Annotated in this window: 3 protein-coding genes (1 of these 3 only partly in view); all 3 read left to right on the top strand. The window is 68.2% G+C overall.

What is annotated here, in order from left to right:
• Tightly spaced (each overlapping or abutting the next), the 3 genes in view from L1O02_RS15860 to L1O02_RS15850 form a layout consistent with a single transcriptional unit that may run on beyond the window.
• A protein-coding gene (locus L1O02_RS15860) for an SDR family NAD(P)-dependent oxidoreductase (protein WP_235758251.1) crosses the window boundary here: on the top strand, positions 1 to 4,654 show its 3' portion. It extends 10,223 nt beyond the left edge of the window; the window shows 4,654 of its 14,877 coding nt (coding positions 10,224-14,877); its start codon lies off the left edge, out of view; its stop codon occupies positions 4,652 to 4,654.
• Positions 4,651 to 16,731: an SDR family NAD(P)-dependent oxidoreductase gene (locus tag L1O02_RS15855; RefSeq protein ID WP_235758249.1), complete on the top strand. Its 12,081-nt coding sequence runs from the start codon at positions 4,651 to 4,653 to the stop codon at positions 16,729 to 16,731. Before L1O02_RS15860 ends, L1O02_RS15855 begins: the two co-directional genes overlap by 4 nt.
• Positions 16,728 to 18,137 (top strand): cytochrome P450, encoded by a 1,410-nt coding sequence (locus L1O02_RS15850; protein WP_235758247.1) that lies wholly within the window; start codon positions 16,728 to 16,730, stop codon positions 18,135 to 18,137. The genes L1O02_RS15855 and L1O02_RS15850 overlap by 4 nt, the downstream gene beginning before the upstream one ends.

Here is an 18,137-nt window from a genome sequence, read left to right as displayed (position 1 = left end):
GCAGGGCCAACAGGTCTTTCCGCGCACCTCGTTCAGTTCCACGGCCAACCGGGTTTCCTACGTGCTGGACCTCAACGGGCCCAGCGAACCGGTGGACACCATGTGTTCGTCGTCCCTGACTGCGCTGCACCGGGCCTGCGAAAGCCTGCGCCGGGGCGAGTGCCGGATGGCCTTCGCCGGCGGGGTTAACCTGTACCTGCATCCGTCCAACTACGTGGAATTGAGCGCCGGGCAGATGCTCTCCAAGGACGGCCGCTGCCGCAGCTTCGGTGAAGGCGGCAACGGCTTCGTACCGGGCGAGGGGGTCGGCTCGGTGCTGCTCAAGCCCTTGTCCCAGGCCCTGGCCGACCGCGACAACATCCATGCGCTGATCCGCGCCGTGGCGGTCAACCACGGCGGCAAGACCAACGGCTATACCGTGCCCAATCCCCAGGCCCAGGCCAGGGTGATTCGCCTGGCCATCGACCAGGCCGGGCTCGATGCCAGCCAGATCAGCTACATCGAGGCCCATGGCACCGGCACCGAGCTGGGGGACCCCATTGAAGTCAGCGGCCTGACCCAGGCGTTCGCCCAGGACGGCGTGGCCCTGGGCCACTGTGCACTGGGTTCGGTCAAAGCCAATATCGGCCACCTGGAAGGTGCCGCCGGCATCGCCGGGGTCAGCAAGGTCGTGCTGCAGCTCAAGCACAAGCAGCTGGTGCCCAGCCTGCATGCCGCCACCCTCAACCCCAACCTGCGGCTGGAGGCCACGCCGTTCTACCTGCAACAGACCCTGGGCGACTGGTGCCCGCCAGGCGCCGGGCCGCGTATTGCCGGGGTGTCGTCCTTTGGTGCCGGCGGCGCCAACGCCCACGTGCTGCTCCAGGAACACGACGAATACCGCGAGCCGCCGGATGCCGGCGATGCCGAAGTGATTCTGCTGTCGGCCCGGGACATGGCGCGCCTGGTCGACTATGCCCGGGCGCTGTTGGCCTATGTGCAGGCGCGGCCGGCGCTGTCGGGCGCCGATCTGGCGAACCTGGCGTACACCCTGCAGCACGGCCGGGAAATGATGACGGCGCGACTCGGCCTGATCGTTGATTCCCCCGCCGCGCTGGCCAGCCGGTTGCGCGGCTTCATCGACGCCCCCGACGCCTCGCAGCCCGGCCTGTACAGCGGCGACCTGCAGGGCAAGCGCCCGGCCGTCCGGGCCGATGCCGAGCGCGCGGCAGAGCGCGCGGCAGAGCACGAGCAGTGGGCCCGCAACGGCGAACTGCAGGCGCTGCTGCAGGCCTGGGTCACAGGCGAGGCCATCGACTGGTCGCAGCTCCTGGCCCGGCGCAGCGGGGCGCTGCCGTACCGGATCAGCGTGCCGGTCTACCCCTTTGCCCGGGAACGGTTCTGGTTGCCGCTGGCCCCGCCGGCAGCGACAGCGGTGGTTGCGCCTGAGCACGCCCCGGCGCCGGGCACCAGCGCCAGTGACCGCCTGAGCTATGTGGCTCGCTGGCAGGCCGAAGGGCAGGCGGGCGAGACCCCGGCCGCGTCCCTTGCAGGCAGCGAGCACCGCTGCGTGCTGATCGTCGGCGCCGCGGCGCTGAGCCCGGTGGCCGAGGCGCTCACCGCGCACTACCTGCTCAGCGCCGGTTTTGTCACCGGCGCAGGCCGGGTGATCCGCCTGGAACCGGGTACGCAAACGCTCCGTCTGGCGCCGGATCACTGGTCACTGGACGCCTCTGACGAACAGGCGCTGGAGCAATGCCTGGGCGCCTGCACGGCCATCGACTGCCTGTATTTCTTCGGCGATCACGCCGCAGCCGATCACTGGCAGGCCCAGCTCGACAGCCCGATCACCCATGAACGCCTGCTGCTGCGCCTGATCAAGTGGCTCAAGGCGCACAGCACATGCCAGGCCATCGACAGTTACATCGTCAGCCAGGACAACTTCGACATCAGCGGTGAAACGGTGAATGCCATGGGCGGCGGCCTGACGGGCATGGCCTATGCGCTTGCCCAGGGCGAACACCGCTTCCGGGTGCGCAACCTGGACGTCGCCAGCGCTGAACTGGCCGACAACCGCCGTCGCCCGCGCCTGCTGCAACAGTTGCAGGAGGAGGGCGGGCTGGCCCGGGGCGAGGTGCTGGGCCTGCGTGACGGCGTGCGCTATCGCCAGCGCATTTTCCCGTTGAACTGGCAGCCCCAGCCGCCGCTGGCCGACGGCCGCTTTGTCACTGCGGCGCTCAAGCAGGGCGGTGTCTATGTGATTCTCGGGGGCGGCGGCACGGTGGGCAGCATCATCAGCCGCTATTTGCTGGCCGACTATCAGGCCCGGGTCATCTGGCTCGGGCGCAGTGATGCCGCCGATCCCAAGGTGCAGCAGCGGCTTGCCCGCTGCCTGCCGCAGGGCCAGGGCGGGGCGGGGCAGTTGCACTACCTGCAGGCCGACGCCAACGATCCGGCGTCGCTGCAACGGGCGGTGGCCGAGATCAAGCAGCAGCACGGGGCGATCAGCGGGGCGATCTATTCCGCCGTGGTGTTCAACCATGAAGACCCCATCAGCCGCATTCCCGAAGCGCAGTTCGACGCCATCCTGCAGGTAAAAAGCCGCGGCGGCATCGAGTTCTACCGGGCCCTGGCCCGGGAGCCGCTGGATTTCCTCTGCTACTTCTCGTCCGGGCAGAGCTTTGCCTTCTCCGGCGCGGCACGGCTGGGGGCCTATGCTGCCGGGATCACCTTCGGCGACACCCTGGTGCGCAGCCTGCGACAGCAGGCGGCATTCCCGGTAGGGGCGATCAACTGGGGGTTCTGGCTGTCGTCGCTGACCGAGCAACAGGCGCTGGACCCGACTGCGCAGCCCATGAGCCGCCACGCCGGGGCGCTGGAGGACCGCGAAGGCTTCGAGTGCTTTGCGCGCTTTGTCGAGGCCCTGCGCCACGGCCAGCTCGATCAGGTGCTGTGCATGGCCGCCTCGGCGCCCGTCCAGCAACTGATGCAACTGCAACCCCGCCCCGTGGTCCTTGGCCGCAGCGGCGAGCCCGCCACTGACGACGACGGTTGTGCCGCCTACCGCGAGGCGGCAGCGCCCCTGCTGGCGGCCCACGACCCGTTGCCGTTCGACCGCGCCCTGGCGGCCATGACCCTGGTGCAACTGCAGCGCATGGGCCTGTTCAGCCAGCCCGGGCAGTTTGCCGACAGCCAGGCGCTGCGCCGTCAGGCCGGTATCGGCGAGGCCTATGGTCGCTGGTGGACCACCAGCCTGGACCTCCTGCACGAGCAGGGGCTGGTGCAACGCCAGGGCACCCAGGTGGCGGTGAGCGAGACGCCGGACCTGGAGCCACTGGAGCAATGCTGGTGCGAGCTCAGGGATCGGTTGCTCGCCGAGCCGCAACGCCGGGCCCAGGTGGAACTGGTCGACGCCTGCCTGCAACAGCTGCCGGCGATACTCGGCGGGCGGACCCAGGCCACCGATGTGATGTTCCCCAACGGTTCGATGGACAAGGTCGAGGGCGTCTATCGCCACAACGCCTTGTCCGACTACTTCAACCAAGTGCTGGCCGGTGTGGTGCAGCAACACCTGGCGGCCTTGTCCGGCCGCGAGCCGCAGCGGCCGATCCGCATCCTGGAAATCGGCGCCGGCACCGGTGGCACCAGTTCCATCGTGCTGCCGGCCCTGCACCCCTGGCGTGAGCGGATCGCCGAATACTGCTACACCGACATCTCCCAGGCGTTCCTGATGTACGCCAGGAAAACCTATGGCCCGGCCCATCCGTTCCTGCGCTATCAGCTGTGGAACGTCGAACAGTCGCCCCAGGCCCAGGGGCTGGAGCCGGGCAGCTACGACATCGTGATTGCCGCCAACGTGCTGCACGCCACCAGCAGCATTCGGCGCACCCTGGCCCATGCCGCGGCATTGCTGCGCAGCGGCGGGGTGCTGCTGCTCAATGAAATCAGCGACAGGTCGCTGTTCGCCCACCTGACATTCGGCCTGCTCAAGGGCTGGTGGCTGTATGAAGACCCCGAGCTGCGCATCCCCGGCACCCCGGCCCTGTATCCGCAGAGCTGGGCCCGGGTGCTGGGCGAGAGCGGCTTCCACGGCGTGACCTTTCCGGCGCAATGCGCCCACGGCCTGGGCCAGCAGATTGTCGTGGCCCAGCGCGATGGCTCCGCAGGCCTGATGCTGCCGGCTGCGGCCGAAGCGCCGCAGGCCATGCCCCAGGCCCCGTGCCCGGTGCCCGTTGTTGCTGGCGGCGAGGGGCGCGAGGTGCTCAACGCCCTGGTGCTCGATGGCCTGGCCAAGACACTGCAGCTGGAGCCCGGACGGATCCAGGCCGATCAGCCCTTTGCCGACTACGGCATCGATTCCATCCTCGGGGTGAGCTTTGTCAGCCACATTGGCGAGGCGCTGGAGACGTCGCTGAACACCGCCTTGCTGTTCGACTATCCATCGCTGGAGAGCCTGGTGGGCTATCTGCTGGAGCAGTACCCGGCGCAGTGCGCACGCCTGGGCGCAGGTGCAGCGCCCCCGGTGGCCGCCATGCCCGTGCCATCCGGGCAGCAACTGGAGGCCGCGTTTCTCAGCGGCGAACTGGCAATCGAAGAATTGCTGACCCTCGTCAACCACAGCACCGCGGCCAGCCACGGCAGCGCACAGGCCACAGCCAGGAAAGGACACTCATGAGCAGCCAAGCATTTCAATCCATCATTGCCCGGCTGCAACAGGGCCAGATCAGCGCCGACGAGGCTCGGCAGCTGCTGCAGCAGCTCAAGGCGCGGACCCAGGCCAGCGCCACCGCGCCGGCCCACGAGGACATTGCCGTGATCGGCATGTCGGGGCAATTTCCCGGTGCCGAGAATGTCGAGCGCTTCTGGCACAACCTGAGCACCGGAGCCGACGGCGTGGGCGAGCTGGGCGAGCGCTATCTGGACCTGCAACGCAGCTATTCGGCCGAGCGCCAGCCCGGCAAGACCTACTGCAAGTGGGGCGGCATCCTGGAGCAGCGCGACGATTTCGATCCGCTGTTCTTCAATATTTCGCCCCGGGATGCGGAGTCGATGAACCCCCACCAGCGGCTGATCCTGCAGGAAAGCTGGAAAGCCCTGGAAGATGCCGGCTACAACCCGAAAAGCTTTCGCGACCAGGCGGTGGGAATCTTTGTCGGGGCGGAGCCGAGCGGTTATTTCCACGAAACTTTCATTGGCGCGTCCGACGCGCTCATTGCCTCGCGGCTCTCCTATTTCCTGGACTTCAAGGGGCCGGCGCTGGTGGTCAACACCGGCTGTTCCTCCTCGGCCACGGCCATTCACCTGGCCTGTGAAAGCCTGCGCAACCAGGAGGCCGACCTGGCGCTGGCCGGTGGGGTGTTCGCCACCCTGGGCGAGCCCGGGCTGATCAGCCTGGCGCAAATGGACATGCTCTCGCCCAGCGGCCGCTGCCATACCTTCGATCAGCGCAGTGACGGCATTGTGCTGTCCGAAGCGGTGGGCATGCTGACCCTCAAGCGCCTGTCCCGGGCCCTGGCCGACGGCGATCCGATCCACGGGGTGATCTGCGCCTCGGGGATGAACCAGGACGGTGCCAGCAACGGCATCACCGCCCCCAGCGGCCAGGCCCAGGAACGCTTGATCAGCGAGCTGTACCGCCGTTTCGCCATCGACCCGCGGCAGATCAGTTATGTCGAGGCCCATGGCACCGGCACGCCACTGGGCGATCCGGTGGAAGTCAACGCCCTGGTCCGGGCGTTCCGCCAGTTCACCGGCGACACCGGCTTCTGCGCCCTGGGCAGCGCCAAGGCGCACATCGGCCATGCGTCGGCGGCGGCCGGGGTGGTCAGCCTGATCAAGATCCTGCTGTCGATGAAGCACGGGCAGTTGCCGGGGCTGCTGAATTTCGAGCAGCTCAACCCGCGGATCGAACTGGCCGGCTCGGCGTTCCATATCCATCGCGAGCCCCGGGCGTGGCTCGCCAGCGCGCCGAAGATGGCCGCGCTGAACTCCTTTGGCCACAGCGGCACCAATGTGCACATGGTCATCCGCCAAGCCCCCGACCCGGTCGCGACAGCGCTCGACGACGCCGCGCAACCCTGCCTGGTGCCCCTGTCGGCCCGCACCGCCGAGAGCCTCAAGCGCTATGCCCGGCGGGTGCGCCAGGCCTTGCTGGATCCGGCGCTGCGCCTGAAGGACCTGGCCTACACCCTGCAAACCGGGCGAATGGCCCAGGCCCAGCGGCTGATATTCCTGTGTGCCGACAAGGACCAGCTGCGCCACTTGCTGAATGATTGGCTGGACGGCCGCAGTTCCCGGCATTGCTGGGTCGGGCAGGCGGAGGCGGGGCCCGGCGCGCAGATCGCGCTGCCGGCCAGCGTCGACCAGGACAGCCTGCAATCGCTGGCTGTGGCCTGGGCCGCGGGCGGCACGCTCGACTGGGCCGGGTTGCATCGTCAGCACCCCGGCGACGCCCGCCGAGTGCATGTGCCGGTCTATCCGTTTGCCCGGCAGAACTTCTGGATCGCCCCGGCGCAACGGGGCGCGGCAGGCGGCGCGGCCAGCAGCGCAAGTACGGCCGATCCCCGGCCCCTGCATCCCTTTCTCGGGCGCGACACTTCCGATTCCCGCTGCCAGCGCTTTAGCAGCGTGTTTGATGGCGAGGAGTTTTTCCTCAAGCAGCACGTGGTGGGCGGGCAACGGATTTTCCCCGGTGTCGCCCACCTGGAAATGGCCCGGGCGGCAGTGGCGTTGGCCACGGGAGGGCAATCTGCGTCCTTCACCCAGGTGGTGTGGCTGCGGCCCTTGATCATCGGCACCCGGCCCCGGCAGGTGGATATCGAGCTGATCCGGGACGAGGACGCGCAACTGCGTTTTGAAATCTCCAGCCGCGAGTTGGACCCGCTCTCCGGGCAGGCCAGCGGCGAGCCCTTGCTGCACAGCCAGGGGCTGGTCGGTCTGGCCCCGTCGCCGCAGCCGCCGCAGGTCGATCTGGCGGCGCTCAAGGCACGCATGAACGGCGGCCAGCTCAGCGCCCGGCAGTGCTACGACGCCTATCGGGTGATGACCTTTGAGCACGGTCCGGCCTACCAGGGCCTGCAATCGGTGGCCCTGGGCCACGGCGAGGTGCTGGCGCAACTGCAAGTGCCCGACTGCCAGCGCGACAGCCTGGCGGACTACGTGTTGCACCCCGCGCTGATGGATTCGGCGCTGCAGGCCGCCATCGCCCTGAGCCTGGGCGCCGAGGTGGTGCTCAGCGAAGACGAGCGCGAGCATTTGCCGTCCCTGGCCCGGCCAACCCTGCCGTTTGCCCTGGAAGGCTTGCAGGTCCTGGAGCGCTGCAGCGAACGAATGTGGGCGCGGGTGAGCTATGCCGAGCGCCGCGCCGACCAGCAGGTCGACAGCGGCTTGCAGCGTTTGAACATCGAGCTGCTGGATCAGCACGGCACCCCCTGCGTGGTGATGCAGGGCTTCACCTCGCGGGTGCTCAACCCCGTGGATGCCCCGGCCGACAACGCGTCCGAGCCGCCGCAGACCCTGTTGTTCCAGCCCCGCTGGCTGGAGCAGGCGGCACCGGCGGGGGCGCCCGCGGACGTGGGCCAGCGCCTGATCCTGCTCAGTGGCTTTGACCCGCAGATCGCCGCCCAGGCGCAGCAGCAACTGACCGCCCAGGACCCCAGGTGCCGTTGCACGGTGCTGGAGCCTGTCGAGGCCGATTGCGCTGCGGACTATCAACAGCTGGCCCTGCTGCTGTTGCAGCACATCCGTCCATTGCTGGCGGGCAGCGGCCGGCGTTTGCTCCAGCTGGCGGTGCACGACCCGGCCGGTGACCGGCTGGTCGGTGGCCTGGCGGCCATGTTGCGCAGCCTGCAGTTGGAGCTGCCGGAAGTGACGGGCCAGGTGCTCGAACTGGATGACCAGCAGGCGCTGGTGCAACGCCTGACGGAGAATGCCGCGGCCGCCGAGGTGGGGATTCGCTACCGGGACGGCCGGCGTCAGGTGCAGCACTGGCAGCCTTGTCCGCCGGTGGATCTGGCGATCGATGCGCCGTGGAAGGACCGTGGGGTGTACCTGATCACCGGCGGCCTGGGCGGCCTCGGCCGGCTGTTCGCCCAAGCCATCGCGGCCAGTGTCAGCGGTGCCACCTTGATCCTCACCGGCCGTTCGCCCCTGGCGGCGCACAGCCTGGCCGGGCTGGATCCGGGGCGCAACCGGATCGAGTACCGGCAACTGGATGTCAGCGACGCACCGGCGGTCCAACGCCTGATCGACGCCATCGTCGCCGAATACCGGAGCCTTGACGGCGTCTTGCACAGCGCCGGGGTGATCCGCGACAGCCTGCTGATCAACAAGCAGGACGACGAACTCCGGCAGGTGATGGCCGCCAAGGTGGCCGGGACCTGCAACCTCGACCGCGCCACCGCCGGCCTGGCACTGGATTTCTGGATCGGCTTTTCCTCGGGCACCGGCGTGGTCGGCAATGTCGGCCAGGCGGACTACGCGGCCGCCAACGGGTTCATCGACCGCTACGCCGCTTACCGCCAGCAGCTCACCGCCCGGGGACTGCGCCGTGGCCTGAGCCTGGCGATCAACTGGCCGCTGTGGAAAGACGGCGGCATGCAGGTCGATGCCGCCACCGCGCAGCACATGGCTGACAGCGCCGGCCTGCAGGCGATGCCCAGCAACGCCGGGATTCATGCCTTGCGCCAATGTGTGGCGCTGGCATTGCCCCAGGTGCTGGTGATGCACGGGCAGCCTGAGCCGATTAGCGCCCTGGTGACCGGTGCTCCCCGGGCCTCGCTGGCGCCGGTGGCCGCTGCCTCGCCGGCGGCGCCCTTGACTGACACCCTGTTGCGGGCACTGACCGAGCTGGTGTCGGCGCAGATGAAAATCCCTGCCGGCGATATCCGTGCGGATGTGGAGTTCAGCCAGTACGGTTTCGACTCCATCAGCCTGACCACCCTGGCCAACACCCTGAAACAGCAATGGCGGCTCAGCCTGGCGCCGACGATCTTCTTTGAACACGCAACGCTGGGGCGTTTCGCGGCCTATCTGCAGCGCGAGCACTCGGCGGCGCTGGCCGCCAGGTTTGCTGTGCCGACCGCCACGCCGACCACGCCGCCCCGGCCGCAATCGGCTCAGGCGGCCCCGCGTCCGCAACCCGACGCCACCCTGGCGCGGCCGACAGCGCCCGCCACCCTGGAGGATGACGAGATCGCGGTGATCGGCATCAGTGGCCGTTTTCCGATGGCCGAGGACATCCAGCAGTTTTTCCACAACCTAAAGGACGGGCGCGACTGCATCAGCGAGATTCCCGCCAACCGCTGGGACTGGCGTGAGTACTACGGCGACCCGCACCGCGAAGTGGACAAGACCAACGTCAAGTGGGGCGGGTTCATCCACGGCGTCGATCACTTCGACCCGCTGTTCTTCGCCATTTCGCCACGGGAAGCGCAGTTGATGGACCCGCAGCAGCGCCTGCTGATGACTTATGTCTGGCTGGCCATCGAAGACGCCGGCTACGCCCCCTCTGAGCTGGCGGGCAGCGACACGGGGATTTTCGTCGGCACCGGAGTGACCGGCTACAGCAGCCTGATCGCCAAGGCCGGAGTACCGGTGGAAGGCTACAGCGCCACGGCGATGGTGCCTTCGGTCGGCCCCAATCGCATGAGTTTCCTGCTGGACTTCCACGGCCCCAGCGAACCGGTGGAAACCGCCTGTTCGTCGTCACTGGTGGCGATCCACCGTGCGGTTCAGGCGATGCGCAGCGGTGATTGCGCCATGGCGGTCGTGGGCGGGGTCAACACCCTGATCGCGCCCGAGGCGCAGATCAGCTTCAGCAAGGCCGGGATGCTGGCCCTGGACGGGCGCAGCAAGACCTTTTCGGCCCAGGCCAACGGCTACGCCCGGGGCGAAGGCGTCGCCATGATCGTGCTGAAGAAACGTGCCCAGGCCGAGGCCGACGGCGACCATATCTACGCGCTGGTGCGCAGCACCGCGGAAAACCACGGCGGCAAGGCCAACTCGCTGACCGCGCCCAACCCCCGGGCACAGGCCGAGCTGTTGAAGGCGGCCTACCGCAAGGCAGGGGTCGATCCGCGCAGCGTTGGCTACATCGAAGCCCATGGCACCGGTACGGCGTTGGGCGACCCGATTGAAATCAACGGCCTGAAAATGGCCTTCGCCGAACTCAGCCAGGAGCTGGGCGGCGCGGCACCGGGGCAGGGGTACTGCGGCGTCGGTTCGGTGAAGTCGAACATGGGCCATCTGGAACTGGCCGCGGGGATTGCCGGGGTGGTCAAGGTGCTGCTGCAACTCAAGCACCAGACCCTGTTCAAGAGCCTGCATTGCGAGCAGCTCAATCCCTATATCGAACTTGCCGACAGCCCGTTCTATGTGGTCCAGCACACGGGGCCATGGGCCGCCATCAAGGACCCTCAGGGCAATGAGTTGCCGCGCCGGGCCGGGGTCAGCTCGTTCGGCTTTGGCGGGGCCAATGCCCATGTGCTGCTGGAGGAATACCGCGCGCCCCAGGCGCCGCAGACGCCCGTGACCCCGGGCGCCAGGGCGTTCCTGCTGTCGGCCAGGACCCCGGAGCAACTGCAAGAGTCTGCCCGGCGCCTGGCCGGGCACCTTGCTGCGGCGCCGCTCGCCCACGGCCCGGAGGCCCAGCGCTACCTCGATGAGCTGGCCTACACGCTGCAAGTGGGCCGCGAGGCGATGCAGGAGCGACTGGCGCTGCTGAGCGACTCCCCGAGGGATCTGCAACGCCAGCTCGAGGCGTTCGCGACCAGCGGCGAGGCGCTCTATCGCGGTACGTGCGAGGGCGACAACCCGGCGCTGGCACTGTTTCGCCAGGACGAGGACATGGCCACCGTACTGGCGGCCTGGATCGAGCAGCGCAAGTACCCCAAATTGCTCGAACTCTGGGCCCGGGGGTTGAACATCGAATGGCGGCGCTTCTACCCCGTGGAGCGTCCGATGCGCCGCCTCAGCCTGCCGGGTTATCCCTTTGCCGAGGAGCGTTACTGGGTCACCGACCTGGCCGCGGCGCCGCAAGCCAGCCAGGGCCCGGCGGCGGCCTGGTTGCACCCGCTGCTCGAACGCAACACCTCGGACTTGCATCAGCAGCGTTTCAGCAGTCGCTGGCAGGGCGACGAGAGCTGGTTTGCCGACCATCGGGTCAAGGGCCAGGGCACCTTGCCCGGGGTCGCGTACCTGGAAATGGCCCGGGCGGCGATCGCCCGGGCGCTGCCCGGGCAGGCGGCGGACAGCGCCTTGCTGCAGTTGCGCAACATCGTCTGGTTGACGCCTTACACACCGACAGCGCCCCACGGCGAACTGCACATCGACCTGACGCTGCAGGCGTCGCAGCTCGACTTCAGGATCTACTCCCGGGCCGAGGGCGTGGAGCTTGAGCACTGCAAGGGCAGTGCCCAGGCGGGGGCGGCCAGTGCTGTGGCGGCGCTGGACCTGGCCACCCTGTGCGCCGGGCCCTGGCAACGCAGCGTCGACGCCGCCGAGCTGTACGCGCGGTTCCAGGCGCTGGGCATCGACTACGGTCCCGGCCACCGCGGTGTGTCCCAGCTGTGGCTCGGCGAAGGCCGGGTGCTGGCCCGGTTGGAACTGGCGCCAGAGCGGCTGGAGGGCGATTGGGTGTTGCATCCCGGCATGCTCGATTGCGCCGTACAGGCCTCCATCGGCCTGCTGCTGCAGCGTGAGGCCACGGGGGAGACGCTGCTGCCCTTTGCCCTTGAGCAACTGAACATCCATGGGCGCTGCCAGCCGTCGATGTGGGCCCTGATCAGCCTCGACAGCCGTCACCCGGGCAGCGCCGTACAGCGCATCGATATCCAGGTGTGCGACGCCCAGGGCCAGGTGGCCGTGGCGCTGCATGGATTCAGCTCGCGGCCCCTGCGCGAGGGGCGCGCCGCGCCGTTGCTGGCCGGCAACGATCAGCGGTTGCCCGCCGGCTTGAGCCTGCTGGCAGCGCAATGGCTGATTGCCGAGCGTTCGCCGCGGACGCTGGAAGACGTACCGACCCTGGCCATCGGCGCGTCCGGCGAGTACCGCCAATGGCTGGCCGCGCTGTACCCGCAGATCGAGTTCATGGAGCCGCTGGCTGGCAGCGTGCCAGGCATCGCCGCCCAATTGGGCGCCTGTGCCGCATTCCAGCGCCTGATCTGGCTGGCCCCGGCCGAACACGCCAGCCTGACGCTGTTGCGCTTGATCAAGGCGCTGTTGCAACGGGAGCTTGGCCAACAGCCCTTGCAGCTGCAACTGCTGTTCAACGCCAGCGTCGCGCTGCGCGCCGATGAGCCCCTGGACCCCGAGCAGGCCGCCTGCCACGGGCTGGCCGGTGCCCTGGCCAAAGAGCAGGCCCTGTGGCGGGTTGAACTGCTGGACCTGCCGCCGGGCGCACCGGCGCTGCCCCAGGCCCTGCCCGAGCCGGAGCTGGCGGGCGAGTGCCTGGCCTGGCGCGACGGCGAGTGGTTCTGCCAACGCCTGTTGCCGCTGGCCGAGCCTGGACCGGCAGCGCCTGGCGCGGTGGCTTACCGCGAAGGCGGGGTGTACGTGGTGATCGGCGGCGCCGGAGGGATCGGCCAGGTGTGGACACGCCACCTTATCCGCCACTGGCGTGCGCAGGTGGTCTGGCTCGGCCGCCGCGCCGCGGACGAGCGGATCGATCAGGCCCTCGCGGAGCTGGCCTCGCTGGCCCGGCAGCACCATGCCGCACCGCCGCGCTACATCCAGGCCGACGCCACGGACATCGGGCAACTGACCCGGGCCCGGCAGCAGGTGCAGGAGGCCTGTGGGCCGATCAATGGCTGGGTGCATTCGGCCCTGGTGCTGGACGATGGGCGGCTGGCGCAGCTGGACGAGGCGCGCTTCAGCGCGGTTTTCGACGCCAAGCGCCTGAGCAGCATCGCCCTGGCGCAGGTGTGTGCCGCGGCGGACAACCCGGCACTGGACTTCGTGCTGTTTTTCTCGTCGATGATTGCCTTCAGCCGCGCTGCCGGCCAGGGCAACTACGCCGCCGGCTGCGCTTTTGCCGACGCCCTGGCCGCCACGCTCGATCAGCGTACCGGCTGCCCGGTCAAGGTCATCAACTGGGGCTACTGGGGTTCGGTGGGGGTGGTCGCCGACCCTGGCTACCGGGCGCGAATGGCGGCCCAGGGCCTGGGTTCCATCGAACCGGAGGAGGGCATGGCGGCGCTGGACCGGTTGCTGGCCAGCCCCTTGCCCCAGCTGGGGCTGATCAAGTTGCGCGAGCCCCAGGCCATTGCCGGGATCCACAGCCAGTGGCAGCTCGATTGCTACCCGGCGCAGCCGTCACTGGCCCGCGACAGCTGGGCGCCGGTGGCCCTGGGCGCTGGTGCGGCGCCGGCGCAGCACCCGGCGGCCGGCGAGATGAACCGGCTGTTGCTGGCGCAGACCTTGGCCTGCCTCGGCGAACTGGCGGCGGGCGGGCCGCTGACGGAGCAGCGGATCGCCGCCGACCCAGCGGTGGCCGCCAATCTGCTGGCTCGGCCGTTCTATCGCCGCTGGCTGCGCGCGAGCCTGGAGCTGCTGGTGCAGAGCGCCGATATCGATGAACAGGGCCGGGTGCTGTCGGCGCTGCCGGATCCGGCGGCGCTGTCGCAACAGTGGCAGCAGGCCAGCGAAGAATGGCGCCGCGACGCCGATCTGCAGGCGCAAGTGCAACTGCTGCAGACCTTTGTCCAGGCCCTGCCGTCGATCCTGCGCGGTGAGCAGTCGGCCACCGCGGTGATGTTCCCGAACGGCTCGATGGCCCTGGTGGAGGGCGTCTACAAGAACAACCGGGTCAGCGACTACTTCAATGCGGTGCTGGGCGAGGTGGTGGTGGATGTGGCCCGGCGCCAGGCGCAGAACGGCAGGCCGCTGCGGATCCTGGAGATCGGCGCCGGTACCGGCGGCACCACTGCCGGGCTGATCGAGAGCCTGCGGCCGTGGCAGCAGGACATCGCCGAATACTGTTACACCGACCTGTCCCAGGCGTTCCTGCAGCATGCCCAGACGCAGTTCCTGCCCCTGGCGCCTTACCTGCGCACGGCGATTTTCGATGTCGGCAAACCCTGCGCCGAGCAAGGCATTGCCCTGCAGCACTATGACCTGGTGATCGCCACCAATGTGCTGCATGCCACCCCCGACCTGCGGCGCGCCCTGCAGAACGCCAAGACCGCGCTGCGCCACGGCGGCCTGTTACTGCTCAATGAAATCAGCGACCGCTCGCTGTTCACCCATTTGACCTTCGGCCTGCTCGAAGGCTGGTGGCTGCACCACGACACGGCCCTGCGCATTCCCGGCTGCCCCGGCCTGTACCCCGAGCGCTGGCGACAGCTGCTGCAAGCCCAGGGTTTCGACGGCATTGCCTTCCCGGCGGCGGCCAGCCATTCGCTGGGGCAGCAGATCATCGTCGCCGCCAGCGACGGCGTGGTCTGCCTGCCCGGGAGGGCTAGCGAGGAGCCGACGGCGCTTGAACCCCAGGCCCCAGCCCCCGTTGCGCAAGCCGAAGGCACGGATGAGGGCGCCGATCAGCTGCTGGCCGGGCAATGCCGGCAGTTGATCATCGAGGTGCTGTCGAAACTGCTGAACATGGCCCCCGAACGGTTGCAGCACGACACCGCGTTTGATCGCTACGGCATCGATTCGATCTTGCAGATCAGCCTGATTCAGGCGCTGGAGCAACGCATTGGCGAACTGTCGCGGACCATTCTGTTTGAACACAACACGGTCAATCAGCTCACCGGCTACCTGCTGGCCGAACACCGTGCGGCGTTGGTCGGCCATTTTGCCCCGGTGCAGGCTCAGCCACCGGTGGCGCCGGCGCCCGTGGTCATGCCTGCCGCCGCGGGGCCGGACCCGGTCATGCCGACAGCGTCGCACTCTGCCAGGGTCGAGGCGCAGCCCCAGCCGCTGAACCGAGACATTGCGATCATCGGGGTCAATGGCCGTTACCCGATGGCCGCGGACCTGGAGCGCTTCTGGGACAACCTGCGCAGCGGTCGCAACTGCGTCACCCAGGCCGACGGCCAGCGCTGGTCAGGTGCCTTGAAGGAAAATGCGGACTATTACGGCGGCTTCCTCGAACAGGTCGAGGCCTTTGATCACCAGGTGTTCGGGATCAGCGACGACGAAGCCCGGCACTTTTCGCCCGAGCTGCGGCAGATGCTCGAGGTGGCGTGGCTGACGTTCGAGAGCGCCGGCTACAACCGCGATGCCCTGGCCCGTTTCCAGCAGGACGCAACGAGCGCCATCGGGGTCTTCATCGGGTCGATGTACAACGCCTCATCGTTGCGCGACAGCGCTGGCGAACACGCGGCGATCCGGGCCAATGTCACCGACTGGCAACTGCCCAACCGGATTTCCCACTGTTTCGATCTCAAGGGCCCGAGCCTGGCGGTGAACACCGCCTGCGCCAGCTCGATGTCGGCGATTCACCTGGCCTGCCAGAGCCTGTTGCAGGGCGAATGCACCATGGCCATGGCCGGCGGGGTCAACCTGATCCTCGACCCGTCCCGCTACCAGACCCTCAAGCTGGCTCAGTTTCTCGGCAGTTCGCCCTTGAGTCGCGGCTTCGGCCTGAGCGACGGCATGTTGCCGGGCGAGGGCGCCGGTGCCGTGCTGCTCAAGCCCCTGGCCGCGGCGCTGGCCGACGGCGACCGGATCCACGGGGTGATCAAGAGCACCGGGCTCAACCATGGCGGCGGGCAACTGCAGTACTCGGCACCCAACACCCGCCAGCAAGCCCGGCTGATCGCCGAGACCATCCAGCGCGCGGGCCTGCTGCCGGCACAGATCCACTACGTGGAGGCGGCGGCCAACGGCTCGGAGCTGGGCGACCCGATAGAAGTGGCGGCGTTGAAAAAAGTCTTTGCCGAGCTGCCTCCGGGCAGTTGCGCGCTGGGCACGGTGAAATCCAACATCGGTCACCTGGAGGCCGCGTCGGGGATATCCCAGCTGACCAAGGTGCTGTTGCAACTGCAGCATCGGCAGCTGGCTCCCTCGATCAATGCCGAGCCGCTGAACCCGCATATCCGCCTCGATGGCAGTGCCTTCCACCTGCAACAACAGGCCGCGCCCTGGGCCGCGGACGACAGCGGCCAGCCGCGCCGTTGCCTGATCAACTCCTTTGGCGCGGGCGGCACCTACGCCAGCCTGGTGCTGGAGGAGTACCAGGACACTCGACCTAGGTTGCGCGGGAGTGCCGGCGAGCAGTTGCTGATCGTCGCCGCGGCCAGCCGGGGCAGCCTGTTGGCTTATCTGAAAAAACTCCAAGCCTTTATCGATAGGAATTGTCCTATCGATTTATCAGATCTGGCCTACAGTTTAGCCCTGCGTGAACAGCGTCTGGCCCACCGCGCCGCGCTGGTGGCCACGGACAGGGAGCAAGTACGGGCACGGCTGGCGCAGTTGCTGACCGGTGTGGCGGGCGATGGCTGTTGGCTATCTGCGCCGACCGGGATTGAAGAGATCGCGCCGCAAATCGCCTCGGGGTCATTGGCACAAAGAGGCCAGGCCTGGTGTCGCGGTGCCGATCTGCAGAGTTCGACGCTGTATCCGCAGGGCGGCAATCGCATGACGCTGCCTGGTTATGAATTCGAGCATCCACTGACACCGCCGAAGTCCGGTTCAAGCTCTTCTGCGCTGTTTTCCAGCGATCTGTACCGGCGCATCAGCGGCGGCGAGCTGGACGTCGGGCAATTTGCCCAGTTGCTCACCCGCTCAACCAACGAACAGGGAATGTTATGAGCCAGATTCAAGACACCAGGGTGCCCGCGCCGGAGCATGTCGACGCCACCGCGCCCGCGATCAAGGCGCCCCGGCCGTTGGCGGCCGGGGTCAAGCTCAAGGATGGCTTTGCGGTCATGCCCGGCAAGATCCCCTTGCTCGGGCACGTGCACCGGATCGGTAGGGACGCCCTCGGCGAACTGCGTCGGGCCGAAGCGGCGTGCGGGCCGATCTTCTGGACCTATTTCGGCACCCAGTTGCCGGTGCTGCAGATCATGGACGAGGCCGGCCTGGCGATCCTGCAGAACAAGTACACCGACAATTCCTACCTGCGCGAACAGATGCCGGTGATTACCGGCGAGGCGATGAACGCCTTCGATGGCCCGCGCCACCGCAATGCGCGCAAGGCCAGCACCGATGCCTTTACCCCCAAGGGGCTGACGCGGGCCCAGGTGGGCCAGTTCATCATCGAGACCATCGAGCAGCGGCTCAAGCACTGGAGCCGGGAAAACCAGCTGGCGATCTTTCCGCAAACCAAGGACATCGCCCTGGAAGTGGTGTTTCGCATCCTCGGCATCCAGACCCACGAGCTGGCGCTGTGGCGCCACCAGTACGAAGAATTCTTCCTCGGCATGATTCCGCTGAAGGTCAATCTGCCCGGCTTTCCGGCGTGGCGCTGTCGCAAGGCGCGGGGCTGGCTGGAGCAGCGGGTGGCGCAGATTGTCGCGACCACCCGGGCCAACAATGACCACGACAGCCTGGTGGGGGCGATGATCTTCGGCCGCGACGAGCACGGCAACGGCATGTCCGAAGTGGAACTGGTGCACAACATCCTTGGCCTGGGGTTCGCCGGCTCGGAAACCACCGCGGCGGTGATGGCCTGGTCCGCGCTGATGCTGTCGCAGCATCCGGACATCTGGCAGGCGTTGTGCGAGCAGGCGGCGGGGCTCGATGAGATGCCCGTGACCCACGAAGAACTGATCAGGCAGGTGCCGCTGGCGGAAGGGATCTTCCGCGAAACCATGCGCCTGTACCCGCCGGCCCCCTTCGAGATGCGCAAGGTGCACACCGAGTTCGAGCTGATGGGGCGCAGGATTCCCGCCGGTGTGATGGCCGGGGTCAGCCTGCTGCATGTGTCGCGCAACCCCGAGCGCTACCCGGATCCCGACACTTGGCGGCCGCAGCGCTGGCTGGGCCTGGACCGGGCGCTGAACCAGGTGGAGACCTGCCAGTTCGGCGGTGGTCCCCATGCCTGCCTCGGGCGGCACGTGGCCGCCCTGGAAATCACCCTGTTCATCGCCATGCTGGCGCGGGAACTGGGGCCCAAGGGCATCGTGCCGCGCTTGGTCGGCAAGATGCCGCCGCCGGCCTACCTGCCGTTTCTACGGCCCTCGAGCAAGGCCTTCCTCGACCTCAGCGGCGCCTGA

Source organism: Pseudomonas sp. BC42, from assembly GCF_021560055.1.
Taxonomy (GTDB): domain Bacteria; phylum Pseudomonadota; class Gammaproteobacteria; order Pseudomonadales; family Pseudomonadaceae; genus Aquipseudomonas.
The sequence above is the reverse complement of the archived record's forward strand: the minus strand, read 5'-3'. Positions and strand labels throughout refer to the sequence as shown.